Source organism: Butyrivibrio sp. MC2021 (assembly GCF_000621605.1).
Taxonomy (GTDB): domain Bacteria; phylum Bacillota; class Clostridia; order Lachnospirales; family Lachnospiraceae; genus Butyrivibrio.
Genome location: NZ_JHXX01000001.1, coordinates 825,453 through 851,429 on the forward strand (window position 1 = coordinate 825,453; position 25,977 = coordinate 851,429).

The window sequence follows — 25,977 nt, forward strand, 5'->3', positions numbered from 1 at the left end:
ATGGAACCATACTCAGTGCCAAAATACTTGGCTTTTTTATAGTTTCTTTAGCTTTGCAAAAGCAGCATACATAATCTTCTGTCCGCATTCATCGAACTCCACGGTTACCTTGTAGTCTCTTGGTCCTTCCTCAAGACCGGTGACGGTTCCGATGCCGTATTTCACATGGGAAACTCTGTCTCCTTCCGAATACTCAGGTTTTGATGCGGAGGTTGGCATTCCCTTGGAAAGCCCTGCCAAAGAGCCCTTGGTATAGGTCTTGGCCGCGGATGCCAGGTAAGGCTTGTTCTGGGGCACAGCTCTTGGCTTTGGTGGTGCCGGCTTTGCCTTGATCTTGTAGGTTCCCGCAAGAGATGAACTGCCTCCTGAGAAGCTGCTGCCGGGCTTAATGGCTTTTTTAATCCCTGAGCCCCTGCCGTAGTCCTCCATGCCGCTCTCATAGGCGCCTTTTCCTCTGAAATCGTCCTCAACTCCGTCATATTCATCTATGGAGTCGCCGTCGTCATATAAAAATGCTGCCTTGGCGGACACCTTTGATTTATCCAGAAGACTTGATGGAATCTCACTTACAAAGCGGCTCACATCATTGTAAAGAGTCTGTCCTCTTACCATTCGCTTTCTGGCTGCGGTTAAGGTCAGATGTCTCTTGGCTCTGGTGATTCCAACATAGGCCAGGCGTCTTTCCTCCTCAATGCCCTCAGGATCTGAATCCTCGTTCTCAAGGGTCATATAGCTTGGGAAGGTGCCCTCTTCCATGCCCGCAAGATATACATGCTCAAACTCCAGGCCCTTGGCGCTGTGAAGGGTCATAAGAAGAACTTTCTCATTGTCCTCACCGATCCTGTCGATATCTGCCACCAGGGCAACCTCTTCCAAAAAGCCCGTGAGGGTCGGAAGCTCTATCTCATCATTTTCCTCATAGGCTGCTGCCTTGGAGATAAGTTCTCCCACGTTCTGGGCTCTGTCATTGTCTCCGCTGTCATCCTCGTCATCCAGAGTCTTAAGATAATCCATGTATCCGATGGTCTCAATGACATCCTTCATAAGCTCTTCCAGAGACATCATCTTCTGCTTGGTCCTGAAGGCTCTTATCATGGTGACAAAGTCTGTGAGCTTGGAGCTACTTCTTGATACCGCCACGATCTGATCTGCTTCGCAGAGGGCGTCAAAAAAGGTGATCTGCCTCTCGTCAGCATAGTTCTGCACATAGTCTATAGTTGTTCCGCCGATGCCTCTCTTTGGAACATTTATTATTCTCTTAACAGCCACATCATCCTTGCCGCTCTCAATTACCTTGAGGTAAGCCAGGATGTCCTTGATCTCTCGTCTTGAATAGAAGTTGGTGCCCCCCACGATATCATAAGGGATTCCCTCATGGACGAAACGCTCCTCCAGAAGACGGGACTGGGCATTGGTCCTGTAGAGAACCGCGCACTCACTGTAAGAAAGCTTGCCGTTTCTCTTGAGCTTGCCGATATCGGAGGCTATGAACTCCGCCTCATCGTAAGCTGTGTCAAACTGCATCAGCTTGGCCTTTTCTCCATCCTTCTCATCAGTCCAAAGGGCCTTGTCCTTACGTCCGTAGTTATTTCTGATAACGGCATTGGCAGCGTCCAGGATCTGCTGAGTGGATCTGTAGTTCTGCTCCAGTTTGATCACGGTAGCATCAGGATAGAACTTCTCAAAATCAAGAATGTTCCTGATGTTGGCCCCTCTGAACCTGTAGATACTCTGATCATCATCACCCACAACACAGAGGTTCTTGTATTTATCTGCCAGGAGCCTTATAAGCTCAAACTGGGCAGAGTTGGTATCCTGATACTCGTCCACCATGATGTACTTAAATCTCTCCTGATAGGAGTCAAGAACATCCGGATTATTTCTAAAAAGTTCCACGGTCTTCATGATAAGGTCGTCGAAGTCCATGGCATTATTCTTCTTAAGAGCCAGCTGATACTCGGTATAGGCCTTGGATATCTTGGATTTGATGAACTCATTTCCGGAAGCCGCATAGTACTCCTCGGGAGATACGAGATTGTCCTTGCACCTGGAAATGCTGTTGGTGATCTGTCTGAGTTTCAACTGAGTAGTTTCAAGCTGGAATCTCTTGCAGATATCCTTCAGCAGAGTCTTTGAATCATCGCTGTCATAGATAGTAAAATTGCTGTCATAGCCAAGCCTGTCGGCATATCTACGAAGGATACGCACACAGCTGGAGTGAAAGGTGGAAACCCAGATGCTCTCGGCACCGAAGCCCACGATCTTGTCTACCCTTTCCCTCATCTCCCCTGCTGCCTTATTGGTAAAGGTGATGGCCATGATGTTCCATGGGTTTACCCCACAATCGTCTATAAGATACGCAACTCTGTGAGTCAGAACCCTGGTCTTTCCCGAACCGGCACCGGCAAGGATAAGAACCGGTCCGTCGGTCTGAAAAACAGCCTGCTTCTGCTGCGCATTAAGTGTATCGTTTATTCCCATTAAATAATTCCTTTATAATCACTGATTCTTTTTCTTTTGTTTCTCTTCCTTTGCCTTGGCCTTTTCCTTGTTTTTCTCAGCAAGCTCCTTGTCCGTTATGTTATCCAGGATTTTCTCTATGAGAAGCTTTTTGATATAAACGTCATAGGATAAAAGAGATATGAAAGAGAACATCTGCATTCTCTTTTTCTCTTCTTCATCTATATCCATGTCGGAAAAAGTCTGAAGTGACCTGTCATATTTTTTCTTAAGATCCTCGATCAAAGGCTCTAACTCTTCATTCTGAAGTTCAAAGGCAGTATTGTAGATCTTACTTAAGTTCAGCTCATCATCACTTACATGAAATCGCTCCTTAAGGGGAGTTATAAGAGTCTGAATGTCATTAATGGACAAAAGATTCTTATAGTAGTAAATGAAGATCAGCAAAATAAGATGATCCTTGGAATACTTCTTCCTGACAGGTGGCGGAAGAAGGTCATTCTTGGCATAGTTATTGATCATGGTCTTGGTAAGGACCTTGTCCACGTCAGGATGTCTGGTGGTGCGCTTGAGGCGCTCAGACATAAAGGTAGTGAGCTGGTCCATATACAGATCAATATTCGGCATATCCTCCAAAGGAATCGGATTGATCCTTCCAAGGGATGCTATAACACTATTCATAAGATCATCATTATCTATAGTCATTTTCTTATGTCCTTTTTATCAAGCCTTGGCTTCTCTGGCTTCCTTCCTCATCTCTCGGGCGTTCTGGAGTGTAGCCTCTGTCAGCTTTTCTCCTCCCAGGAGCCTAGCAAGTTCCCCTGTTGAAGCTTCTTCATCGAGGGCAAATATTCCCGTTACGGTCCTGCCCTCGTCAAGTCCTTTTTCTATCATAAAATGAGTATCTGCCATGGCCGCGATCTGTGGCAGATGAGTAATGCAAATGATCTGATGATCTCTTGCCAGTTCTCCCAGCTTTCTGGAGACCTTCCATGCGGTCTTTCCGCTGATTCCGGCATCGATCTCATCAAAGATCAGAGTGCTGATGTCATCCTTATCCGCAACCACTGTCTTAAGAGCAAGCATAATTCTTGAGAGCTCACCTCCGCTGGCTATCTTCTCAAGGGGCCTTAAGGCCTCTCCGGGATTGGTGGATATCATAAATTCCACATCATCATATCCTCTCGAGGTTGCATTATCAGGATTGCTTCTAACCTCTATATTGAATCTCACATCAAGGAAATTAAGATCTATAAGTGCATCTTTAAGCTTCTCTTCAAGAACCCTGGCACCTTCATTTCTAATGGCTGAAATATCGGCACAAAGCTTTAAAACTGTCTGTTTTGAAGCCTCATATTCCCTGGTGAGTCTGTTTCTGTACTGATCAAGATCCGATAAAGTATCAAGTCTTTCCTGTTTTTCGTCGAGAGCCTTTAAAACCGCCTCAAGGCTTCCACCGTACTTATCCTTCAGGTGATTGATGATATTGAGCCTGTCCTCTGTTACCTTAAACTCCTCGTCATCAAACTCAAGGTCCTTGATATAGCCTGAAAGAGATCTGTTAAAATCGCTTAAAAGATTCTCCACATCAGAGAGCTGGTCCAGAAGTCCCTGGAGCTCCTGATCGTAGGATGCCACAGATGAAAGCTCCCTCACAGCTCTTCCTATGATGTCAGAAGCGCTTTCTTCTGATTCTCCCGATCCTGTCATGGATGATGCCGCATAGGCAGCCTCTGATATCTTGCGGCTGTTGACCATCTTGTGATAAGCATTCTCCAGCTTTTCATCTTCGCCAATAACTACCGCAGCATCCGAGATCTCCTGCACTTCAAACTCAAGGAGTTCCTGCTCCCTTATCCTTGAAGCTTCATCAATCTCTGTCTCTGACAGTTTATCAGAGATATCCTTCATTTTTTTGTACTCAGTTGAGAGTTCTTCGAAAAGGTCTTTTAACCTATCCATACAATAATCATCAAGAATCTCCATGTGTTTCTTTTTGTGAAGAAGTTCCTGATGATCATTTTGTCCGTGGATATTTATAAGAATGTTAGAGATTTCCTTAAGCTGTCTGGCTGTAACGGTCTCCCCGCCAACCTTGGACACGCTCCTGCTTCCCATCAGCTTGCGCTGAATGGTAAGACTTCCATCCTCCTCGATGGGAATGTCCATCTCTTCAAGGAGTTTCCTCTGAGCATCGCTTTCAATTCCAAAGGTCAACTCAACCAGTGCATATTCCTCCCCGGTTCTTATAAGGCTGCCGTCAGCCTTTCCTCCAAGGGCCAGGTTAACCGATCCGATCACCACAGATTTACCTGCTCCGGTCTCACCGGTTAAAATGTTCAGCCCCTTCCCAAACTCGATCTCCTGCTCCTTGATAAGAGCAAGATTTTTCACGTGTAAAGTGTATAACATATTATCCTCATCCTTCTAAAAAATGAGTTCCCCGCCTTGCCTGTTAGAGCAAATATATCGAAATGACCAGGAATCAGTTTTCCTTGATCATTTTCTGCATTTCATTCATAACCTGTGTCGCCTCTTCATTGTTCTTAAGGGCAACCATGATGGTGTCATCACCTGCGATACATCCAAGTACCTGCGGAAAATCCAGAGCATCAATAGCAGTTGCAAGAGCCATTGCCATACCTGAAACAGTTCTGACAACGATCAGGTTCTGAGCTGTATCCATGCTGAGATAGCCTGCCTTAAGTACACTTACATACTTATCCTGCATAACATCACTGTCTGCTGTGGTATAAACATATTTCTGTCTTCCGTCCTCGGTTACCTGCTTGGTAAGTTTCATCTGTCTTATATCTCTTGAAACAGTGGCCTGGGTAACATCATAGCCTGCCTGTTTAAGAAGGCATGCCAGCTGCTCCTGGGTCTCAACTACATTTTTGGCAATGATCTCGATAATCTTGTCATGTCTGTTTCTCTTCATATCAAGTCTCCTTTTCCTGAAAAGATACTAGTTCCCTGACTAGTTCATTATAATCATTTATCAAATTTTTTTCCAAGAACTTCAATGAAGCTGACTCGGTTTAGCTTGATTATCTTGGTGGTCTTTTTGGACTTGATGATCTCAATCCTGTCCCCGGTCTTGAGATTGATAACTCCGCTTCCGTCAAAGGAAGCGATCACATTCTGAGTGGAATCATCCTTCCAGGGCCCAATCTCAATGGAGATCTTGGTATCTGCCGAAAGCACCATACTTCTGGAGTTCAGAGTATGTGGGCAGATGGGGGTCACCAGTATCATATTGGCAGAGGGCTCAACTATGGGGCCTCCCGCTGACATATTGTAGCCTGTAGAACCTGTGGGGGTGGAAATAATAACACCATCCGCATGATAGCAGGCTAAAAGCATATCATTTATGTAAATATTGAAATTGATGACCTGAATCGTGGAAGATCTGGTAACCACGATATCATTAAGGGCATAGTCCTTTTTCTCGCCTATGCTTCCCTTTATCATCATTCTTTCTTCTGTGTAAAAATCCCCTGAAAGAATTCTCTCAAGAGCTTCATCAATACTGCCCTTTTCAACCTCTGCAAGATATCCCACGGTTCCAAGATTAACACCGATAAGCGGAATATCCATAAAAGCAATGCTCCTGGCAGCCTGAAGCATAGTACCGTCGCCCCCGAGAACAATGACGCAGTCCGTATTCTCCGGAATAGTACTCATAAACTTCCTGGCCCCCGTGGTATCCACCGGAGTTTTCAGATCCTCCGCGATGTCACAGGTCTTCCCCCGAGCCAGAAGATAGTCCCTTATATAATGCGTAACCCCCAGGTCCGCATCTTTACTCTTATTAGTAACTATGCAAAAGTGTTCCATTCTTACACATCCAGATTTCCATGGGCCGCTGCCACGGTTTTTGTTATGAGGTCATTCATTTCTTTGGTATGTGAAAATCCGCTTTTCTCTGCTTCTATATCATGAAGCTTCTTCTCTCCCTCCGCCTCGGTGAGCTCTGCCACCTCTTCGTTCATCTCGGGATTCTTTCTGATATGAACCAGATATTCTATATTTCCCTCAGGTCCCTTGATAGGAGAAAAATCCAAATGCAGAACCTCAAATCCTGCAATGGCGGTAAAATCTATGATTCTGTGAACTACTTCCTCGTGAACCTTAGGTTCTCTGACAACGCCCTTTTTACCAACCTTCTCTTTTCCCGCTTCAAACTGGGGCTTGATAAGGCACACCATCTCGCCGCCGTCCTTAAGAAGGCGTCTTGCTGGAAGAAGGATCTTGGTCAGGGAGATAAAAGACACATCACAGGATGCAAAATCAAGATCATCCTGAATGTCATCCCTTACCATATATCTGAAGTTGGTCTTTTCCATGCAGACCACTCTCTCATCACTTCTCAGCTTCCAGTCCAGCTGGCCGTGGCCCACATCCACGGAATACACCTTTGTGGCACCATTCTGCAACATGCAGTCCGTAAAGCCTCCGGTGGAAGCACCTATATCCATGCAAACCTTATCTTTTAAAGAAAAATCAAAATTCTTAACTGCCTTTTCGAGCTTAAGACCGCCTCTGCTGACGTAGGGGAGCTTCTCTCCTCTGACCTCCAGGGAAGTGATCTTATCCTCTGAAAATGTAGTTCCCGGCTTGTCCTCACGCTGACCGTTAACAAAAACGTCACCGGCCATAATAAGTGTCTTGGCCTTCTCTCTGGAAGGTGCAAGTCCTCTTTCTACCAGAAGGACATCCAGTCTCTCTTTATCCTTAGCCATAAATCACCTTTGTATCTCTCGTAATACTCTTTCCGCAATGGATTCCGCATCAATGCCCAGCTCTTCCCTGAGTTTGTCAACATTTCCATGGGTTACAAACTTATCCGGGATCGCGATCTGAAGCACGGTTGCATCCAGTCTGTGCTCATCAATATATGCTCTTACCTTCTCACCGAAACCGCCACTGGCTACATTCTCTTCCATGGTCACAAACAGCTTGTGGTCCCTGGAGGCCAGATGAACGTACTCAGTATCTATAGGCTTAACAAATCTCGCATTCACAAGGGAGCATCTGATTCCGCTGTTCTTAAGGATCTCCCTTACCTGCTCGGCGATCTTGACCATGGAGCCCACAGCCATAAGGCAGACATCCTTCTCCTCGTAAATAGGCTCACATTTGCCATACTCAATAGGAGCTCTGAAATCAGAAAGGCCCGCATAAGCATTGCCTCTTGGGTATCTGATGGCCACAGGAGAGCCAAGATTGACCGCAAATTTGAGCATATCCGAAAGTTCCCATTTATTCTTGGGAGCCATAATAGTCATATTGGGCATTGAAGAAAGAAATGACAGATCAAAAATACCCTGATGGGTCTCTCCGTCGCTTCCTACCAGTCCGGCTCTGTCAATGGCAAAGGTAACCGGTAAATTCTGGAGGCACACATCCTCCAAGATCTGATCATAAGCCCTCTGTAAAAATGAGGAATATACTGCAAAAACAGGCTTGTATCCGCCGGCTGCCAGGCCCGCCGCAAAGGTAACCGCATGCTCCTCTGCAATTCCTGCATCCACAAATCTGTCGGGATACATATTCCTGAATCTCTTAAGTCCTGTTCCGTCAGCCATGGCTGCTGTTATAGCCACAACCTTGTCATCCCTTGCCCCAAGCTTACACATAACAGTGCTGAAAATATCCTGATAGTTGGCTGTGGTCCTGGGATTTCTGGGAAGTCCGTTCTCCACGATAAAAGGCTCCGTGCCATGGAATCTGGCAGGATGTCTCTCTGCGGGTTCATAGCCCTTACCCTTCTTGGTCATAACATGGATCATAACCGCCTTTTTGACCTTGCGGGCCTCCTTGATGGTTCTTACAAGGGCAGCGGTATTATGTCCGTCCACAGGCCCCAGATAGGTAATTCCCAGGTTCTCAAATACCATTCCCGGAATGAAGAGCTGCTTGAAACTGTTCTTGGCACGTCTGATGCCGTCTACCATCTTGGGATTGGAGTTACGAAGCTGCTCATACACATCCCATTTAAGATTAAGATATCCTTCCGCAGTACGGACGGAATCCAGGTATCTTCTCATTCCTCCAACGCTCTCGGAGATGGACATCTCATTGTCATTTAGAATAATAATGTAATTGGTCTCCAGCTTTGCCGCATTGTTAAGGGCCTCATAGGCCAGGCCTCCTGTGAGGGAGCCGTCACCTATAACTGAAACAACGGCGTAATCCTCTCCCATGAGGTCTCTTGCCTTGACCATTCCAAGTCCTGCTGAAATGGAGGTCGAGCTGTGTCCCGTATCAAAGCAGTCCGTGTCAGATTCACATCTCTTGGGGAATCCGCTGATTCCTCCATACTGCCTCAAGGTGTCAAACTGATCCTTTCTTCCTGTAAGAAGCTTATGGGTATAGGACTGATGTCCCACGTCCCAGATAATCTTGTCCTTTGGAAGATCCAGAGCTATATGAAGAGCCATGGTAAGCTCAACGGTTCCAAGGTTGGAAGCAAGGTGGCCGCCTGTCACCGATATTTTTTCTATAAGAAAATCCCTTATTTCCTGAGCAAGTTCAGGATATTTGGTCTGGGGAATTCCCTTTATATCACCTGTTTTATTTATCTCATCCAGAAGCATTGTCGGCTCCTTTCGCTGTCATTACTTGTTCCTGTAAATAAGGTATTCAAAAAGCTTGTCCAAAAAGCTTCCGTCAAAGCCAAGCTCTGCCAAAATAGCTGAAGCCTCATCGGATAATTCTTTGACCTTGTTCTTGGCATTTTCCATACCATAAAGGCTTACATAGGTGGTCTTATTGTTTTTCTCATCAGAGCCTACAGGCTTTCCCAGCTCTTCCTGATTACCCACAATATCAAGGATATCGTCCTGAATCTGGAAGGCTATTCCAACATTGCTGCCGGCTTTTTCAATCATCTTAACCTGTTTGTCAGCCGCGCCGCCTAGAATTGCTCCTATCATAAGGGAAGACTCTATAAGAGCTCCGGTCTTGTTTTCATCAATATATGAGAGAACATCCTTCATCTCATCACTGCCAAGATCGGCATTTTCCGCCATGATATCTGCGCACTGGCCGCCTACCATGCCATAGATACCGGCCTTGGTGGCAAGAACATCAAGGGCTGATAAAAATCTGTTCTTATTTGCACCGTCATAATCCGGCAGCTCCCCGGCTGACATTGCCCCCTTTACAGCTGTCTCGAAAGCGAAATTCAAAAGTCCGTCACCGGCCAATGTTGCCATTCCTGCACCGTATACCGCATGTGTGGTCTTTCTTCCCCTTCTGTACTCATCATTATCCATGCAGGGAAGATCATCATGAACCAGTGAATAGGTATGTATCATCTCAATAGCCGCAAGAAAAGGCTCCACAACAGTTTCATCTGCATTTTCAGAAAAAAGTCTGTAGGCCTCCAGCATCATAACAGGTCTGAGCCTCTTTCCCCCTGCCAGAAGACTGTAGTTCATGGCTTCGATACAGATCTTTGCATATCCCTCTTCTTTGGGCAAAAACTTCTTTAAAACATCTTCTATGTGAGCTGCTCTTTCCAGCAGTTCTTTCTCAAATGACTGATCCGGCATTTATTCAAAATCCTCCAGGCTTCCATCCTCAGATATTTTCTGAACCTTCTGTTCCACTACCGCAATAGCCTCGTGGCAGCTCTTTAAAAGCTTCATTCCCTCCTGGTATTCCTTAAAGGAATCCTCAAGAGTAATATCCTCGTCCTCAAGAGCCTTTATCTTTTCCTCTATCATCTTGAAGGCAGCCTCCACTGAGAAGTTCTGCTCTTCCTCATTTGTTTTCTTCCTTGTTGCCATATTTACCTCAGTTTCTGTCAATTAAACGGCTGCCTGTAACTGTGGCATCGATAACACCGTCAGTCACATATACTTCTATCCTGTCTCCCTCGGAAACATCCCCGGTGCTTCTAACGTTTTTACCACCGGCATCGGTTGTGTACGAATATCCGCCCTTAAGTCTGTCCAGAGGAGACAAGCCCTTTAGCTTCTCAATATCAATATCAAGCCTGTGGCGCAGGGAAACAATTCGCCTGTCCATCAGTGCCTTCAGGGTATCTTCATACTGATCCATACGAAGATACTGTTCTTTTATCTTACCGGCGGGACTCAGGAGCCTCAGCGTCTCTGAAAAGCGCTCTATCCTATGCCTGTAGCCGCTTATCTTCTTATCCATGTTTTTATACAGGATAGCTGAATAGTCCTCCAGATCCTGCACAAATCTCTCATACTCAAAAACTGCGAGCTCCGCAGCCGCAGACGGCGTAGGTGCCCTTCTGTCCGAGACATAATCTGCTATAGTTGTATCTGTTTCATGTCCGACTGCTGAAATAATGGGAATTGGGCAGTCAAAAATAGCCTGTGCGACTATTTCTTCATTAAACGCCCATAAATCTTCTATAGAACCTCCGCCTCGTCCAACGATGATCACATCAACTTGCTGCTGTGCTAAGGTCTCTATGCCCCTGACAATACTCTCAGCGGCCTGATCCCCCTGTACGATGGCAGGATAAAGAATAATCTGAATATGTGGATTTCGCCTGGTCGCAACATTGATGATATCGCGAACAGCTGCCCCGGTAGGAGCGGTCACAACCCCAAGAGTTCTTATAAATGCCGGAATAGGCTGTTTGTACTCCTCTGCAAACATACCCTGTTCCAATAGCTTTTTCTTTAACTCCTCATACTTCTCATAAAGAGTTCCGGCTCCGTCAAGCTCTATCTCTCTTGCATAGAGCTGATATTTGCCGTCTCTCTCATAAACGGTAACCGAACCGGTCGCCTTAACCTGCTGGCCTTCCTTCATCCTGAACCTAAGGCCGCCCCGCTCTGCATCTGAGCGGAACATGACACAGGAAATAGCCCCTCCGGCATCCTTAAGAGTAAAATATATGTGGCCGGAGGAATGATATTTACAATTGCTCACCTCTCCCTTGATAGTTACGGATCTAAGGAGAAAATCCTGAGTGAACATATTTTTTACATATGCATTAACCTGTGAGACTGTATATTCACTGCGCAAATTTAGCTAACACTCCGTTTACGAAGGCCGGAGAACCATCCTGCCCATACTTCTTGGCAAGCTCAACCGCCTCGTTGATTGCTACTCCTGTAGGTACGGATTCGTCGTACTTGATCTCGTACACAGCAAGTCTGATAATTGTAAGGTCCACCTTGGCCATACGACCGGTGTCCCAGCCCTGAGTTTTCTCATTGATAGCCGCATCGATCTCTTCGAGTTTCTCGGCGATCTTCTCATATTTATCTCTGATGTAATCCGCATCAGTCTTGGAAAACTCTACATCGCCTGTTGTAGCATAAAGCTCTTCCTGTTCAGGCATATCTTCTATTGGATTAAATTCAACACGAAAAAGAAGCTCAAATATCTTCTCTCTCAGCATACTTCTATTCATAATATTGTCCATTCCTAATATTCAAAAGGTTGTGTTAAGTTTCATGACTTGGGCATTGTGATTCCGGCGATCCTGACATTGACATCAGTAACATCAAGACCTGTCATATTCTCGATTGTTGTCTGAACCCTTGTCTGTACCTGCTGACATGTAGCAGGAATATTGAATCCGTAAGCCATCATAAGTGCAAGATCAACCTTGACCTCAGATGCGGCAACCACTACCTTGGCTCCCTTGGAAAGGTTCTTCCTGCTGACCTTCTCAAGTACATCACTTGTATAATTACCGGCCATGGCAGATACTCCGTCCACCTCAAGAGCTGCAAGGGCTGCAATTCTTGCCACCACATCATCAGCAATCTTGACTGTTCCAACCTCAGCTAATTCTTTTCCCATTATACATACCTCGCATAAATTTTGTATAAACATACATATTCAGTATATCACATTATAGCCAGAATATCATAGTTTTGGTATCTGCAAATGTTGTATAAGATACAACTCCCGTTTCATCATGCAAATAATTGAATACTCCCCTGTCGGTTATGAGCATCTGGAATAATGCATCATATACAGCATCCGACGCACATTTGATAGTAACGTTCTCACTACCGTCGGCGTAGCGCCTTTCAAAAAGCTCTTTTATAAGAGCAGGCTCAGCATAGGTAAAATATTCATCCTCTCTGACATAATAATTATCCTTCATGCTATTGCAGACCGGCATATAGACCAGATCGGAAATCTGATGATTTTTGCTGATCTCCTGAGTCGAAACATTGAGATAATCATAGTTCACGGAAGGGAACTTGGTACTGTCAGCGGATTCCCCGGCACTGGTCTGATAAGAGGCATCTCCCCAAGTCACATCCATGTAATAGTATGCATCATTGCAAAGCACCAGGTTCCATGCATGTCTCACACCTGTGGAATTCTTGGTGGTAACCGTACCTGTGACCAATGTGCAGGGTATTCCCAGCTTGTTCAAAAGGTACTGCGCAGCCTTGGAGTATCCGTTGCATACGCTTCTTCCGTCGATGAAGACAGAGCAGATATTCTGGTTATCAATTGCATTCACATCATAGTCGGTGTTCTCAATGATGTAGTCATACACATACTTTATTGCATAATAATCATCTGTGGATGAAGGAGCTCCGGCAAGACAGGCATTAACAGCTTCATTCAAAAGTTTCTGCCTTCTCTCCACTTCTTCTCTATCGTACAGATAATTCCCGGTAAAAGTAATCTTGGTGATAACATTATCCAGGGTATAATTGGTATACTGATACCCATCCACATAAAAAATCTCGGGATGGTCCGTCATTACATAGTCAAAAACCAGCTCAATGGCCTCATCGCTGGTTGTGGAAACCGGAACATCCTCTCCCATGGCCTGCATGATGATCAGCAGCTCCGCGTAAAGAGTTTTACCGGATCCTGTCAGTCTCTCATAGGCGTAGTTGCCTTCCTGCTGTCTTTTAACAGCCTCCAGATTCTCTTCTGTTATTCCAACCTGCTCTCTGGCAGAACGAAGCCTTGCATCCGCTTCGGAATCCTTGAGCTTTTTATAACTGGACATAAAGGAAGCATCAGCCTCTGTCATATCCTCTCGGTCAGTTCTTTCCTCGGAAAGAACTGCACCGTCGCTCATGCCGGTTCCTGTTTCCGATGAGGAAGCCATATCTTCATTGTCCTCAACGTAATAAATCAGCTGTGGCTCCGCCGGTACATCCTCGGAAATGACATAAGAATATTCGGTTGCCGAAGAAGCCTCTTCATCCTGATATACATCAGGATTTCTGATACCCAAATCTCTCAGGTATTGATCCCAAGCCTCGCTTCCGCAACCGGACAGCACACTGACAGAAATAATAACACTGCTCATTAAGGCAGTGACTTTTTTAAATCCGAGATGCCTTCTAAGCAAATATTCCCCCCTGCTCATAAGAAATCAGTTCTTCTTAAACTCAGAAAGAACCAATCCTTTATTTCTTTCCATGGTCATGCCGACACTCCACTCATTGATGAAAAGAAGAAGGGGTCTGTCATGCATATCCTTGATCTTCTTCATATCGGAAGTGCCCACAAGAGTAGTCATGTCAATATCGTCATTATCTACCCACCTGATATATTCATAAGGCAGACTTTCCAATATTATGTCTACATTGTACTCGCTCTCAAGTCTGAATTTCAAGACATCAAACTGAAGCACACCTACAACGCCCACAATGATCTCCTCAAGACCGGTATTGAACTCCTGGAAGATCTGAATGGCACCTTCCTGAGCGATCTGAGTGATACCCTTAACGAACTGTTTACGCTTCATGGTATCTACCTGTCTTACTCTTGCAAAATGCTCAGGAGCAAAGGTAGGAATTCCTTCGTAAACTATATTTTCCTTGGGCATGCACACTGTATCACCGATGGAGAAGATTCCGGGATCAAATACACCCATGATATCTCCGGCATAGGCCTCGCTGAGGATCTTTCTCTCATCAGCCATAAGCTGCTGAGGCTGTGAAAGACGCATAACCTTGCCGCTCTGAACATGCTTAACTTCCTTATCGGCATCATATCTGCCTGAGCAGATACGCATAAATGCTACTCTGTCTCTGTGGGCCTTGTTCATGTTGGCCTGGATCTTGAATACGAAAGCTGAAAAATCTCTGTCAAGAGGATCGATAACCTCTCCGTCAGCTGAGGTTCTTCCTGTAGGAGGAGTAGCCATCTTAAGGAAGTGATGAAGGAACAGTTCTACACCGAAGTTCTGAAGAGCTGAACCAAAGAATACAGGAGTAAGCTGTCCTGCTCTTACCTTCTCAAGGTCATACTCTGCACCTGCTCCGTCCAAAAGCTCGATCTCACCCACAAGCTTGTCATAAGCGTCCTGACCGATCTCGCTGTCTATCATTGCCTTGTCGTCAAGGCCAATGATTGTTTCTTTTCCTTCCTTGGTTCCCTTCTGGGTCTCTGAGAAAGTAACGATATGTCCTTCTCTTCTGTCGTAGATACCCTTGAAGTTCTTACCTGAACCGATAGGCCAGTTCATGGGGCATGTGGCGATTCCAAGGTTGTTCTCAATATCATCAAGAAGATCAAAGGTGTCCATGGCATCTCTGTCCAGCTTGTTGATGAATGTAAAGATCGGAATATGGCTCATGGCGCAGACCTTGAAAAGCTTTCTGGTCTGAGCCTCAACACCCTTGCTGGCATCGATAACCATGACAGCAGAGTCGGCAGCCATAAGTGTTCTGTAAGTATCCTCTGAGAAATCCTGGTGTCCCGGTGTATCAAGGATGTTGATGCAGCAGCCCTCGAAGTTGAACTGAAGAACTGAAGAAGTAACAGAAATACCTCTCTGCTTCTCGATCTCCATCCAGTCGGAAACCGCATGTCTGGCTGTAGCCTTACCCTTAACGCTTCCTGCCATGTTAATGGCTCCGCCGTACAAAAGGAACTTCTCAGTAAGTGTCGTCTTACCTGCATCGGGGTGGGAAATGATCGCAAAGGTTCGGCGCTTGTTTATCTCATTTATTGTTTCTTTTGTGTTACTCATAAATAATCCTTTACCAAGCAAGAGGCCGGCATGTTGTGACATTCCGGCCCCCAAAATATTTAACTTCTTAAATCCAAATTCAAGATCAGTTGTTAGCTACATCCTTCATTGAGAAGCTGATTCTTCCCATCTTGTCCTTGCCAAGGCATACAACTGTAACTGTATCGCCAAGAGTAAGAACATCCTCAACACGGTCGATTCTCTCCTTGGAGATCTTGCTGATGTGAACCATGCCCTCTTTGCCGGGAGCAAACTCAACAAATGCACCGAACTCCTTTATGCTTACAACTTTACCTGTGAAGATCTGGCCCTTCTCAAAGTCTGAAACAATGATGTTAACCATGTCTACAGCCTTCTGGATCATCTCCTGATCCTCGCCGCAAACTGATACCTTACCATCATCTGTGATATCAATCTTAACACCTGTACGAGCGATGATCTCGTTGATGGTCTTTCCTCTCTGGCCAACAACATCACCGATCTTCTCAGGATCGATCTGAACTGAAACAATCTTAGGAGCGTACTTGGATACTTCCTTACGAGGCTCTGCAATAGCCTTGCTCATGCACTCATCCATGATGAAGAATCTGGCCTCACGGCACTGTGCAATAGCTGTCTCAACAATAGGCTTTGTAAGACCGTGGATCTTGATATCCATCTGAATAGCTGTGATACCGTCCTTAGTACCTGTTACCTTGAAGTCCATATCTCCGAAGAAGTCCTCAAGACCCTGGATATCTGTAAGTACTACGAAATCATCATCTGTGTCGCCTGTTACAAGACCGCAGCTGATGCCTGCAACCATCTTCTTGATAGGAACACCGGCAGCCATAAGTGACATGCAGGATGCGCAGGTTGAAGCCATTGATGTTGAACCGTTGGACTCAAAGGTCTCTGATACGGCACGGATTGCATAAGGGAACTCCTCAACGCTTGGAAGAACGGGAAGAAGTGCTCTCTCAGCAAGAGCTCCGTGTCCGATCTCTCTACGTCCGGGTCCTCTGGAAACCTTGGTCTCACCTACTGAATAAGCAGGGAAGTTGTACTGATGTACATATCTCTTGTCAGCTGCGAAGGAATCCAGTCCCTCAACCTTCTGAGCCTCTGAAAGAGGAGCAAGAGTTACTACATCACAGATCTGTGTCTGTCCACGAGTGAACATAGCACTTCCGTGTACTCTGGGGATAAGATCAACCTCAGCAGCAAGAGGTCTGATCTGCTTGATCTCACGGCCGTCAGGTCTCTTGTGATCCTTGAGGATCATCTTACGAACGGTCTTCTTCTCATACTGATAAATAGCCTCACCGAGAATCGCAAGCCACTCTTCGTTGTCTGCAAACTTCTCTGTAAGTCTGTCTGTAATATCTGCAATGTTGCCCTCTCTGGTCTGCTTGTCGTCTGTAAATACAGCCTTCTCCATTTCTTCCGGAGGAACAACTTCCTTGATAGCTGCGAAAAGCTCTTCAGGAACTGCACAGCTTGTGTACTCGTGCTTAGGCTTACCAACCTCAGCTACGATACCCTTGAAGAACTCTATGATCTGAAGGTTAACATCATGAGCCTTGTAGATAGCTTCCTTCATCTTCTCCTCAGGGATCTCGTTGGCACCGGCCTCGATCATGATAACCTTCTGTCCTACAGATGCTACTGTAAGCTTGAGGTCACCGGTGTTCCACTGCTCCTGAGTAGGGTTAACGATAAGCTCACCGTCGATCATACCTATCTGTGTCATAGCACAAGGGCCGTCGAAAGGAATATCTGAAATAGAAACTGATACTGATGCACCGAGCATAGCTAAAAGCTCAGGTCTGCACTGAGGATCAACAGCCATAACCATTGTCTCGATAGTTACGTCATTTCTGTAATCCTTAGGGAAAAGAGGACGCATAGGACGGTCGATAACACGGCTTGTGAGGATAGCGTTCTCAGAAGGCTTACCCTCTCTCTTGTTGTATCCGCCGGGGAACTTGCCTACAGCGTAGAACTTCTCACCATACTCTACTGAAAGAGGGAAGAAGTCGATTCCGTCTCTTGGCTTAGCTGATGCTGTAGCTGTGCAAAGAACGGTTGTATCACCGTACTGCATGAATGCGCATCCGTTAGCCTGTTTTCCTACCTTGCCGATCTCAACCTTGAGTGTACGACCAGCCAGTTCCATTGAATAAGTCTTTACCATTTTTCTCTCCTTAATCTCCCTGCTCATCCGCGATCCATCATCCGTAAGTACGCTTCAGGGGCGTGTGCAGGCTTTGTCATGTTGATAGTGAGTGCATTTTTATCCATGATATCTTGGATTGCTCCATGCTGCGCATTTTCACAATCCAGCAAACATTCGGAATCCGCACCATAGTGCTACTTCCTCATGTTTGTTAGGTCTTCAAGGTCATAATAAATATCGCACAAGTGTGATATTTATTATAACTTTGAATCCCAATATCATGTTACAAAAACGCATAAAAGCGGAATAGGCTGATTTGCATCAGCCTTATCCCGCTTTTTTTAATTCATGAATTACTTTCTGAGACCAAGATCAGCGATGAGCTTACGATAAGCCTCGATGTCCTTCTTCTTGAGGTAACCAAGAAGGCTACGTCTCTGACCAACCATCTTAAGAAGACCTCTTCTTGAGTGGTGATCCTTAGGGTTCTTCTGAAGGTGCTCATTGAGCTCCTGAATTCTCTCTGTAAGGATAGCTACCTGAACTTCCGGTGAACCTGTATCTCCGGCCTTTCTGGCAAACTTGTTGATAACTTCTGTTTTCTTTTCCTTTGTAATCATGTTTTTTCTCCTTATAAAACTATAATCCTGAAATCCGCCCGGTACACAGATGCGGTTGGAGTATCCAACATCCGAGTATTGGGTAGTTTCTGTAACTATTGCGGACATTTTGTCAGCAACTAACATATACTATCATAAATTCCCCGCATTGTAAAGTAGACCGCCCTTTGGTGATAATATATGCTACCTCTAAAAGTCTTTCTGCTTCCGATCTTGTAGGTAACATAATCATCACCTCTCTCCCCAGGCAACAAAGGTCCCCGGATCTTTGGGGAGCTTGAGAACTCCATCTACCATATGCTCCAAAAGAATTTCTCTTACTCTTTCCCTTGGAAGGGTGCAGGATTTTTCAAAAGTAATCCCCGAATAAATATAGTCCATAAGATCATCAATATTCGTTACTTCCAATGAGTCTTTATACCGCTCTATCTCCACATTTAAAAAGAAAGGCTCCAGTTTCTCACCGCCGTTTTCCAGTGAAAAGCTGTTTGAATATGATATATCCTGATTCAAATACTTTACAACCGTCTCCAGTATTCCGTTATGTCCGGAGGTTCCGGCATAGAAATACCCGTTTGGTTTCAATACTCTGCGCACCTCTGCGACAGCCTTGTTTATATCCGGAACATGGTAGAGCATGCAGTTCGCAATTACTATATCAAAAGAATTATCCTCATAAGGAATATCCTGGATATCAATTACCTTATAATCGACATTTGGCAGTTCTCCAAGCCTTTCTCTAGCTTCTGAAAGCATGCCTTCGCTCATATCTGACAAAACAAGCTGTGAAAAGCGGCTAATCTCCTCCTTGTGATTAATCCACATTGCAGCATTGCCGGCACCAAGTTCTAGGACTCTCATGCCATCTTCAAGCTTCATCACTGTAAAATACCAGTTATGAAGCCCCATCTTGTTAGTTGAATACTTATCATGAATTGAGATTCTTGTGCTAAGTCCATTTGAATTCTTGTACTGATTTTTTACGAATTTTTCATCGTTGATCCAAATATTTCCCATACCATTCTCCTTTTATGATGTTTTATTCTTGTTGCTGTTCATATGGTAAAGGCTGCCCCAAGGGCTGAGTCAACTACTTTTTCAACTGATTTATTGTCCAATTATCTGTACCTCTCAGTTCCAAAATTCATGTTCTTCATGACGTAGCAAGAAGGATCCTGCTCTCTCTAAGGGTCTTGGACTGGTCATAATCGTATTCTATAGTGTTGATGTTGGCGTGGGGATATAACTGTCGAAGTTTCTTAAGAACCCCTCGCTCCGCCACATGGCTTACAAGGCATCCAAAGGGGTGAACAATAAGGATCTTATCATAGCCCTGCTCTATCATATGCATGGCCTCTGCCATAACGAGCCAGCCGTCGCCTATGTTGTAGTATTCGCTTAGAATATCCACGGACTTTTTTCTCATCTCATCAAAGCTTCCGTCAGCGTAGAAACCATTCTTTTCAAGGAGACGGCTCATCTTGCGCTGCATGCCCTTGAGGTAGTCGATTATCTTCTGGTAGATCGCCAGCTCAGCCCCGGAAGCGTTATTAAGCTCCGCGGACTTCATCTCCGTGAACATCACATAGGTACAGTAGTTTAAAAAGCCTTCCATTCTGTATTCCATTTCATTATCCGCAAGGAACTGCTCCAGATGCCTGTTTCCTATGGGCGAACACTTGATGTATATCTCTCCCGAAATACCAACCCTGGTAAGCTTTTTCTCATCTCGGGAATAACGTTCTATCCTGAGGAAATCATCTATGATCTCCTGGTATCTCTTTTCCCTGAAAAAGAGATTCTTGCCTGCTGCTATGTCCGCAGAAATCCTTTTGTTCCAATCATCGTAGATGCATTTAGCCTGTCCCGGAATCTTCTCATAGGGCCTTATCTGCTGATAAAGTGTCATCAAAAGATCACCATAGCATACAGCAGCAACGGCGCCAAACAGCATCTTAGGACTGATCTTAAAGCCCGGATGCGCTTCTGAGCCTCGGAAATTCAATGACAGAACCGGAATCTTATATCCACTTTTCTTAACGCACTGAATGATCAAATCATAGTAATTACCCGCCCTGCAGGCGCCGCCGGCCTGAGGCTCAAGGATAGCCATATGCTCCTTGTCCGTATTATTTGATTCAATATGAGCCATGAGATTGCCGATGATATCCATTGCACAGGTGCAATAACCGGAATTAACCAAAGACAGCATATTGTCCGGAAACTCATCATATTCCGGAACAATGCCAAGCTTATAGCCGCCCAGTCCAAAGGCGGCAATGAGAAAATCATTATGATAATGGAGCATGTCAGGCATATAGATAGTATGAGTCCTCTTCATGCTCCTAGAAAAAAACGTATTATCTTTGTTCATTTATTACTTCCCGCCAACACTACTTACAAAAATAAGGCATTGGAATATTACTTCCAATGCCTTACATCATATACAAACCGCGGGAATTATTCAACACTATTTATCAGTGCAAATATCTCTGCCTTGATCTTTTTATTTGTCTCCAGAGCATTCTCTCTGCTATCCCTGTTGGAATAGAAGTAGAACTTGATCTTAGGCTCTGTGCCTGAAGGTCTAACTGCAAACCAGCTGCCGTTATCAAGGAACAGTCTGATGGCATTCTGAGGAGGAATGTCCTCGTAGCCCTTGATGTAGTCTATAACCTTCTCAACCTTGGCTCCTGCAACCTCTGTAGGAAGGTTCTCTCTGAACCACTTCATCATGCGCTGAATACGCTGTGCTCCGGGAATTCCCTCCAGAACCATATTGGGTTCATCCTCAGCAAAGAAGCCGTATTTTGCATAAATCTCCTGAAGAACATCCCAAAGAGTCTTGCCCTGCTTACGATAGTAAGCAGCTGCCTCTGCCACCAGCATACCTGCTGAAATACCGTCCTTATCGCGGATATCCTCGCAAACAGCATATCCTACAGACTCCTCGTAGCCAAAGAGATATGTGTATCCGTTCTCATGAAGATAAGGAATCTTGCCGCAGATGTTCTTAAATCCTGTAAGGGTCTCAAACATCTCTACGCCATAGGCCTTGGCCATAATGGTTGAAAGAGTTGATGTAACGATGGACTTGACCATTGCTCCCTTGGCAGGAAGTGTGCCGGCGTCCTTTCTTCCCTCAAGGACGTAATTAACAAGAATATATCCTGTCTGGTTACCGTTAAGTGGAATATAATTGCCCTTGTCATCCCTGATTTCAATGGCAAATCTGTCGGAATCCGGGTCGGTAGCCATTAAAAGCTCAGCGCCAAACTCTCTTCCGTACTGCTCAGAGAGCTTGAAGGCCTTGGGATCCTCAGGATTGGGATATCCTACTGTTGTAAAATCAGGATCAGGATTTTCCTGCTCAGGAACTATCTTCCAGTTGTTAAAGCCTCTGTCGGTAAGCATCTGTCTGAAAGGAATAGAACCGCAACCGTTAAGAGGGGTGTAAACCAGCGGAATAGAAAGATCCAGCTCATCTCCCTCATGAATAGCCATGCCCTCGATCTTATCAAGGTACTCTCTGTCGTACTCCTCTCCAAGCACTGTGATCATACCTGACTTAACGCCCTCGTTAAAATCAGATTTCTTAATGCCGTTCCAGATATCAACAGCGTTGATCTTCTCTGTCATGCCATCGGCAACGTCAGATGAAACCTGGCATCCGTCATCCCAATAAGCCTTGTAGCCATTGTACTCCTTAGGATTGTGGGAAGCAGTGATATTGATTCCGGAAACAGTGCCAAGTCTTCTTATCATGAATGCCAGCTCCGGGGTGGGGCGAAGATCCGGGAAGGTATAAACCTTGATGCCGTTAGCCGCAAAAATCCCCGCTGCCAGCTGTGAAAACTCCTTTGAAAAATGTCTTGGATCATGGGCAATGATAACGCCCTTCTCCATATTTTCCTTGCCGGACTCTACGATATAATCGGCAATACCCTGAGAAGCCTTGCCCACGGTAAAGAAATTCATCATATTGGTTCCTGCGCCAACCTTACCTCTAAGGCCCGCAGTTCCAAATGCAAGATCCTGATAAAAACGCTCCTCGATCTCTTTCTCGTTGTCCTTTATGCCAAGAAGCTCGGCCTTAAGGGGGTCATCCTCTGAAAGATGCTCAAGCCATTCGTTATATCTTGCTTTATAATCCATATTTTATCCTCCGTTGTTTTTTGTATTACCCTATATCAAACAAATTTTATCATATTTAGGCACCTTCTGCACGTTAATGCGTCAGTGTCTCTCGTGTTCATTTTCAAACTTTTCGCAGAATCTTCCTGAAAAGGATGGCTTCTCATCGCCCATGTTAAGGTGGGTAATGTCACCGACTCTCAGAGTTCTGAAGGATACAAAGCCCTTTTCCCTCTCCTCTGTAACCACCTCCGTCACAGATGTGGGAGCCGTAGCAAGAAACTGCATTGTCACAAAGGGGGATACGTTCCATAGTCTTGATAAAAGGACCGCAGTGATACCAAAGTGACAAAACAGCGCAATGACCTTGTCATTCCCTTGCCCCGCTCTGTAAATAAGCCCTTCTCTCCTGTATCCGTTATCCTCAAGAAATTTGTCAAAGGAAGCGATCACATAGTCGTACTTGGAAAGCATATCGCTGGTCTTAACAAGCTCTGACTCTCTCCATGCATTCGCATCAAAGAGCTCAGGGTGCTCCGCAAGATAAGAGGGAAGAATGTCCCATACAATGCGCTTTTGGTACTCTCCGGTCTCAGGGTCTGTCTTAAGTTCATTGGCATAGGCCCTTCTTACGTTCTCGGACCTGTTGGGATCAAACTCTGCAGGAAACTCCCGAAGCCAGTCAAAAGTAACCGCCTCTTTTCCGAGAACATCGAGAGAATACCTGGCGGTATCTCTGGCTCTTCCAAGAGGCGACTGATATACATCATCAATTCCAAAGGTATCTATAATATCCGCAAGTAATCCTGCCTCAACTTTTCCCTTCTCAGTTAAGGTGTCATGCTCGTAATCCGGATCTCCGTGTCTTATAAACAAGAGTCTCATTCTGCTTCTCCTGTCATTTTCTTAATCTCGTCGACTCTTTCGCCGGCCTTTTTAACCATCTTGAGCTTATTGCCATTTTCCGTAACAAAAACATACTTGGCTGCAGCCTCAATATATTCGCCAAGTTCATAATTGATATCACCCAAAAGCATGGAGTCAGCCACCTTGGTAATAGTAGAAGTAATATGTCTGCCGGTTACTTCCTCCATCAACTTTTTAGCATCTTCAAAACGCCCCTCTTTATAGGCGATAAGAACTTCCTGCCTGAGAAGATCGTCCTCGATTATCGCTTTAGCGGCGTTATTCAGTTTCAGAGTTTCAGAAGCCTCTTTTATCTGCTTATTCATTTCAAGAAACTCATCATATCTGTCCGTTGAATAATAGATTCTGCCAAGGTTACTTTTTAAACTCACCTTGTATTTATCTTTTTTGCTTCTTGCAAGGGCCTCCTTGGCTCTCATTTCGGCAGTATCATAATCCTCTTCAAAAATGTAAGCAGCCATAAGCCTGACGGGTATATTTTTGAGAGAGTACTTAAAATTCCAGTTTTTTGAAAGCCTCTCCATTATCTCAATATACTTTCTCGGATCGCAGTCAGTGGTAAGTACCTTATCAAGTTCAAGACTGATCATCACCCTTCTGATCAAATAGTACAAAAATACCACAATGATCAAAAGCAGCAAAATCGGCATGCCAATAAGCGCATATCCTGTTCTCGGAATCACGAACTCCGCAGCAAAAATGCACAGAGCTACTGCGTAAAATGAAAAGTGCCTCCTCCAATATGCTTTTAAATAAGCTTTTGTAGCTTCCTCTGAATTAAGTTCATAGTACTTTGAATGATTCATATTTCCCCCCACAATTATTCCCAAGCATTCTTGATATCGCTCTGTATCTGCGCCTTCAGGGCGTCCAGGCTATCAAACTTCATCTCCGGGCGCACAAATCTGCCAAGAGCTATTCTTGCGTACTCCCCATACACATCCTTATCAAAATCATAGATATAGGTCTCAACCCCGACCTTTTCTTTCTCGGAGATTGTGGGCTTGCGGCCTATATTGGTCATTCCACGGTACTCCTTGCCATCAAGATATACCTTGCTGGCGTATACTCCGAAGGGCGGAAGGAGCTTATTCTCCGGCGGAATCACATTGACTGTGGGCACTCCGATGGTGTGGCCTATATGCCTGCCGTGCTCTATTTCTCCGCCTACGCTGTACTCGCTGCCCAAAAGCCTTTTTACCATGGCCATATTTCCGTCGGCAACTTCGTTCCTTACTCTGGTGGAACTCACTTCCTCGCCGTCCAGACGAACCTTGTCGATAAGCTCAAGCTCGTAGCCGCATTCCTTGCTAAGGCCCTTTAAAAGATGCTGATCGCCTCTTCCCTTATCTCCGAAGGAAACATCGGTACCCGCTGCGATATAGCCTGCTGACAGCTGTCCCACAAGAATTCTTCTGACAAATTCCTCCGGTGGTGTGGCTGCGGTCTCCTTCGTCAGGGGAAATTCGATCAGTACATCGATTCCCATCTCCTCAAAGGCCTTTCTTTTTTCTTCTCCGGTAAAAAGCTGCTTCACAGCCTTCCCCAAAAAGAATTCCTCCGGGGAGGGATCAAAGGTAAACACCACTGCCTTAAAACCGTCCACCTTCTGCTCCAAAATATAGTTAAGGAGCTTTTTGTGGCCCAGGTGAATTCCGTCAAATTTGCCGATGGCCACAGCGCTTTTGCCCTCTATATGAAATTCTGTTGTCCCTGATATTATCTGCATTAATCTGATTCTTTCGTTTTATTTTTCAAAAAAGAATTTGTCCACATCAAAGGTCTTCTTTTTTGAGCTGTATCTGTATATTCCAAAGAAGGTATCGTCCTCTCCGTAAACTCTGAATTCGTTGCCTTCCTTGAACATTTCTTCATCATATTCTGTATCATTGACTCCCGAAGGATTCTCATCAAGAAGATTATCTCTTCTGAAGCTGTTTCCGTTTTCAAGAAGAACTCTGCAGGAATCCTTGACATGAATGGCATCCAGGTCCCTGAAAATGTATTCAGGTGACTTTATGACATCCATAAGCTTGTCCGCATCCCTGAGCTCCTCAACCTTGGAGAGCGGAATGGCGCTGTCAAGACCAAAGGCTCCGACTCTTGTTCTTGCAAGCTGAGCCATGGCAGCACCGCAGCCCAGAGACAGCCCTATGTCGTGGCAAAGAGTCCTGATATAGGTTCCCTTTGAGCACTTAACTTCCATGGTAAAAAGACCTTCCGTCTCAAGCTTCTCATCATCAAGAATGGTGATGGCTCCGATATTTACCTTGCGGGGCTTTCTCTCAACCTCAATGCCTTCTCTGGCAAGCTCATAGAGCTTTTTACCGTTCTGCTTGATGGCGGAATACATAGGCGGGATCTGATCATAGTCTCCCACAAAGGCCTGCACGGCCTCATGAAGCTGCTGCCTGGTGACATTGACATCCTTTTTCTCCAGAACAGTTCCTGACATATCCTGGGTATCGGTTGTAACTCCCAACTGGCATACGGCAATATACTCCTTGTCATGGTCTGTGAGCATCTCCACCAGCTTGGTTCCGGTGCCAAGGCATACCACAAGAACTCCCACCGCATCAGGGTCAAGGGTTCCGGTGTGACCAATCTTTTTCTGCTTCAGTATTCCTCTGAGCTTTGCCACCACATCATTGGAGGTAAACCCCGGCTCCTTATATATGTTTATAAGTCCGTTATACTTATTTGCCATTAAAACT

The 25,977-nt window shown here is 45.2% G+C and carries 23 protein-coding genes; all 23 read right to left on the reverse strand.

Annotated elements, in window-relative coordinates:
* Positions 1-36 precede the first annotated feature (36 nt).
* Positions 37-2,481 carry an ATP-dependent helicase gene (locus T359_RS0103445; RefSeq protein WP_026516263.1) on the reverse strand — a complete coding sequence of 815 codons (2,445 nt, stop codon included), beginning with the start codon at positions 2,479-2,481 and terminating at the stop codon, positions 37-39.
* A gap of 18 nt (positions 2,482-2,499) precedes the next feature.
* Positions 2,500-3,165, reverse strand: a complete 666-nt coding sequence (locus tag T359_RS0103450; RefSeq protein WP_026516264.1) for a DUF1836 domain-containing protein — start codon at positions 3,163-3,165, stop codon at positions 2,500-2,502.
* Between the two features lie 18 nt (positions 3,166-3,183).
* Positions 3,184-4,872, reverse strand: a complete 1,689-nt coding sequence (gene recN / locus T359_RS0103455; RefSeq protein WP_026516265.1) for a DNA repair protein RecN — start codon at positions 4,870-4,872, stop codon at positions 3,184-3,186.
* Between the two features lie 73 nt (positions 4,873-4,945).
* Positions 4,946-5,401: an arginine repressor gene (locus tag T359_RS0103460; protein WP_026516266.1), complete on the reverse strand. Its 456-nt coding sequence runs from the start codon at positions 5,399-5,401 to the stop codon at positions 4,946-4,948.
* A 53-nt stretch (positions 5,402-5,454) separates the two neighbouring features.
* Positions 5,455-6,300, reverse strand: coding sequence for an NAD(+)/NADH kinase (locus tag T359_RS0103465; RefSeq protein WP_026516267.1), 846 nt, complete (start codon positions 6,298-6,300; stop codon positions 5,455-5,457).
* Positions 6,301-6,302: 2 nt separating this feature from the next.
* Positions 6,303-7,205: a TlyA family RNA methyltransferase gene (locus T359_RS0103470; protein ID WP_026516268.1), complete on the reverse strand. Its 903-nt coding sequence runs from the start codon at positions 7,203-7,205 to the stop codon at positions 6,303-6,305.
* Between the two features lie 3 nt (positions 7,206-7,208).
* Positions 7,209-9,062, reverse strand: a complete 1,854-nt coding sequence (gene dxs / locus T359_RS0103475; protein ID WP_026516269.1) for a 1-deoxy-D-xylulose-5-phosphate synthase — start codon at positions 9,060-9,062, stop codon at positions 7,209-7,211.
* A gap of 21 nt (positions 9,063-9,083) precedes the next feature.
* Entirely contained in the window at positions 9,084-10,022 is a 939-nt protein-coding gene (locus T359_RS0103480; RefSeq protein ID WP_026516270.1) for a polyprenyl synthetase family protein, read from the reverse strand.
* Positions 10,023-10,259, reverse strand: coding sequence for an exodeoxyribonuclease VII small subunit (gene xseB, locus T359_RS0103485; RefSeq protein WP_026516271.1), 237 nt, complete (start codon positions 10,257-10,259; stop codon positions 10,023-10,025). It abuts the gene before it with no gap.
* A 7-nt stretch (positions 10,260-10,266) separates the two neighbouring features.
* Positions 10,267-11,433, reverse strand: a complete 1,167-nt coding sequence (gene xseA / locus T359_RS0103490) for an exodeoxyribonuclease VII large subunit (RefSeq protein ID WP_051545009.1) — start codon at positions 11,431-11,433, stop codon at positions 10,267-10,269.
* 37 nt (positions 11,434-11,470) lie between these two features.
* The gene (nusB, locus tag T359_RS0103495; protein ID WP_026516273.1) at positions 11,471-11,872 is read right to left on the reverse strand and encodes a transcription antitermination factor NusB; all 402 of its coding nucleotides are present in this window, start codon (positions 11,870-11,872) and stop codon (positions 11,471-11,473) included.
* Between the two features lie 41 nt (positions 11,873-11,913).
* Complete coding sequence (locus T359_RS0103500; protein WP_035783514.1) at positions 11,914-12,267, reverse strand: Asp23/Gls24 family envelope stress response protein; 354 nt, start codon at positions 12,265-12,267, stop codon at positions 11,914-11,916.
* 52 nt (positions 12,268-12,319) lie between these two features.
* Positions 12,320-13,795 (reverse strand): transglutaminase domain-containing protein, encoded by a 1,476-nt coding sequence (locus T359_RS0103505; protein ID WP_197027049.1) that lies wholly within the window; start codon positions 13,793-13,795, stop codon positions 12,320-12,322.
* Between the two features lie 24 nt (positions 13,796-13,819).
* Positions 13,820-15,424, reverse strand: coding sequence for a peptide chain release factor 3 (locus tag T359_RS0103510; RefSeq protein WP_026516276.1), 1,605 nt, complete (start codon positions 15,422-15,424; stop codon positions 13,820-13,822).
* Between the two features lie 85 nt (positions 15,425-15,509).
* Entirely contained in the window at positions 15,510-17,600 is a 2,091-nt protein-coding gene (locus tag T359_RS0103515) for a polyribonucleotide nucleotidyltransferase (RefSeq protein WP_035783516.1), read from the reverse strand.
* Between the two features lie 335 nt (positions 17,601-17,935).
* Entirely contained in the window at positions 17,936-18,202 is a 267-nt protein-coding gene (rpsO, locus tag T359_RS0103525) for a 30S ribosomal protein S15 (protein WP_022764670.1), read from the reverse strand.
* Between the two features lie 231 nt (positions 18,203-18,433).
* Entirely contained in the window at positions 18,434-19,219 is a 786-nt protein-coding gene (locus tag T359_RS0103530; RefSeq protein ID WP_051544885.1) for a class I SAM-dependent methyltransferase, read from the reverse strand.
* A gap of 136 nt (positions 19,220-19,355) precedes the next feature.
* Positions 19,356-20,576 carry a hypothetical protein gene (locus T359_RS21260; RefSeq protein WP_155839974.1) on the reverse strand — a complete coding sequence of 407 codons (1,221 nt, stop codon included), beginning with the start codon at positions 20,574-20,576 and terminating at the stop codon, positions 19,356-19,358.
* 86 nt (positions 20,577-20,662) lie between these two features.
* Positions 20,663-22,357, reverse strand: coding sequence for a phospho-sugar mutase (locus tag T359_RS0103540; protein WP_026516279.1), 1,695 nt, complete (start codon positions 22,355-22,357; stop codon positions 20,663-20,665).
* An 81-nt stretch (positions 22,358-22,438) separates the two neighbouring features.
* Positions 22,439-23,221, reverse strand: a complete 783-nt coding sequence (locus tag T359_RS0103545; protein ID WP_026516280.1) for a histidine phosphatase family protein — start codon at positions 23,219-23,221, stop codon at positions 22,439-22,441.
* Positions 23,218-24,069, reverse strand: coding sequence for a tetratricopeptide repeat protein (locus tag T359_RS0103550; RefSeq protein WP_026516281.1), 852 nt, complete (start codon positions 24,067-24,069; stop codon positions 23,218-23,220). The genes T359_RS0103545 and T359_RS0103550 overlap by 4 nt, the downstream gene beginning before the upstream one ends.
* Positions 24,070-24,083: 14 nt before the next feature.
* Positions 24,084-24,992 (reverse strand): bifunctional riboflavin kinase/FAD synthetase, encoded by a 909-nt coding sequence (locus T359_RS0103555; RefSeq protein ID WP_026516282.1) that lies wholly within the window; start codon positions 24,990-24,992, stop codon positions 24,084-24,086.
* Between the two features lie 18 nt (positions 24,993-25,010).
* Positions 25,011-25,970 (reverse strand): tRNA pseudouridine(55) synthase TruB, encoded by a 960-nt coding sequence (gene truB, locus T359_RS0103560; RefSeq protein ID WP_035783518.1) that lies wholly within the window; start codon positions 25,968-25,970, stop codon positions 25,011-25,013.
* Between the last annotated feature and the right edge of the window lie 7 nt (positions 25,971-25,977).

What these genes read in the sequence shown, in the direction of transcription:
- dxs (WP_026516269.1), bottom strand. Translation starts at nt 9,062, where the DNA reads ATGCTTCTGGATGAGATAAATAAAACAGGTGATATAAAGGGAATTCCC.
- xseA (WP_051545009.1), bottom strand. Translation starts at nt 11,433, where the DNA reads ATGTTCACTCAGGATTTTCTCCTTAGATCCGTAACTATCAAGGGAGAG.
- T359_RS0103470 (WP_026516268.1), bottom strand. Translation starts at nt 7,205, where the DNA reads ATGGCTAAGGATAAAGAGAGACTGGATGTCCTTCTGGTAGAAAGAGGA.
- T359_RS21260 (WP_155839974.1), bottom strand. Translation starts at nt 20,576, where the DNA reads ATGAACAAAGATAATACGTTTTTTTCTAGGAGCATGAAGAGGACTCAT.
- T359_RS0103465 (WP_026516267.1), bottom strand. Translation starts at nt 6,300, where the DNA reads ATGGAACACTTTTGCATAGTTACTAATAAGAGTAAAGATGCGGACCTG.
- rpsO (WP_022764670.1), bottom strand. Translation starts at nt 18,202, where the DNA reads ATGATTACAAAGGAAAAGAAAACAGAAGTTATCAACAAGTTTGCCAGA.
- T359_RS0103510 (WP_026516276.1), bottom strand. Translation starts at nt 15,424, where the DNA reads ATGAGTAACACAAAAGAAACAATAAATGAGATAAACAAGCGCCGAACC.
- T359_RS0103515 (WP_035783516.1), bottom strand. Translation starts at nt 17,600, where the DNA reads ATGGTAAAGACTTATTCAATGGAACTGGCTGGTCGTACACTCAAGGTT.
- T359_RS0103550 (WP_026516281.1), bottom strand. Translation starts at nt 24,069, where the DNA reads ATGAATCATTCAAAGTACTATGAACTTAATTCAGAGGAAGCTACAAAA.
- T359_RS0103445 (WP_026516263.1), bottom strand. Translation starts at nt 2,481, where the DNA reads ATGGGAATAAACGATACACTTAATGCGCAGCAGAAGCAGGCTGTTTTT.
- T359_RS0103545 (WP_026516280.1), bottom strand. Translation starts at nt 23,221, where the DNA reads ATGAGACTCTTGTTTATAAGACACGGAGATCCGGATTACGAGCATGAC.
- T359_RS0103555 (WP_026516282.1), bottom strand. Translation starts at nt 24,992, where the DNA reads ATGCAGATAATATCAGGGACAACAGAATTTCATATAGAGGGCAAAAGC.
- T359_RS0103530 (WP_051544885.1), bottom strand. Translation starts at nt 19,219, where the DNA reads ATGGGAAATATTTGGATCAACGATGAAAAATTCGTAAAAAATCAGTAC.
- xseB (WP_026516271.1), bottom strand. Translation starts at nt 10,259, where the DNA reads ATGGCAACAAGGAAGAAAACAAATGAGGAAGAGCAGAACTTCTCAGTG.
- recN (WP_026516265.1), bottom strand. Translation starts at nt 4,872, where the DNA reads ATGTTATACACTTTACACGTGAAAAATCTTGCTCTTATCAAGGAGCAG.
- T359_RS0103500 (WP_035783514.1), bottom strand. Translation starts at nt 12,267, where the DNA reads ATGGGAAAAGAATTAGCTGAGGTTGGAACAGTCAAGATTGCTGATGAT.
- T359_RS0103460 (WP_026516266.1), bottom strand. Translation starts at nt 5,401, where the DNA reads ATGAAGAGAAACAGACATGACAAGATTATCGAGATCATTGCCAAAAAT.
- T359_RS0103480 (WP_026516270.1), bottom strand. Translation starts at nt 10,022, where the DNA reads ATGCCGGATCAGTCATTTGAGAAAGAACTGCTGGAAAGAGCAGCTCAC.
- T359_RS0103450 (WP_026516264.1), bottom strand. Translation starts at nt 3,165, where the DNA reads ATGACTATAGATAATGATGATCTTATGAATAGTGTTATAGCATCCCTT.
- nusB (WP_026516273.1), bottom strand. Translation starts at nt 11,872, where the DNA reads ATGAATAGAAGTATGCTGAGAGAGAAGATATTTGAGCTTCTTTTTCGT.
- truB (WP_035783518.1), bottom strand. Translation starts at nt 25,970, where the DNA reads ATGGCAAATAAGTATAACGGACTTATAAACATATATAAGGAGCCGGGG.
- T359_RS0103540 (WP_026516279.1), bottom strand. Translation starts at nt 22,357, where the DNA reads ATGGATTATAAAGCAAGATATAACGAATGGCTTGAGCATCTTTCAGAG.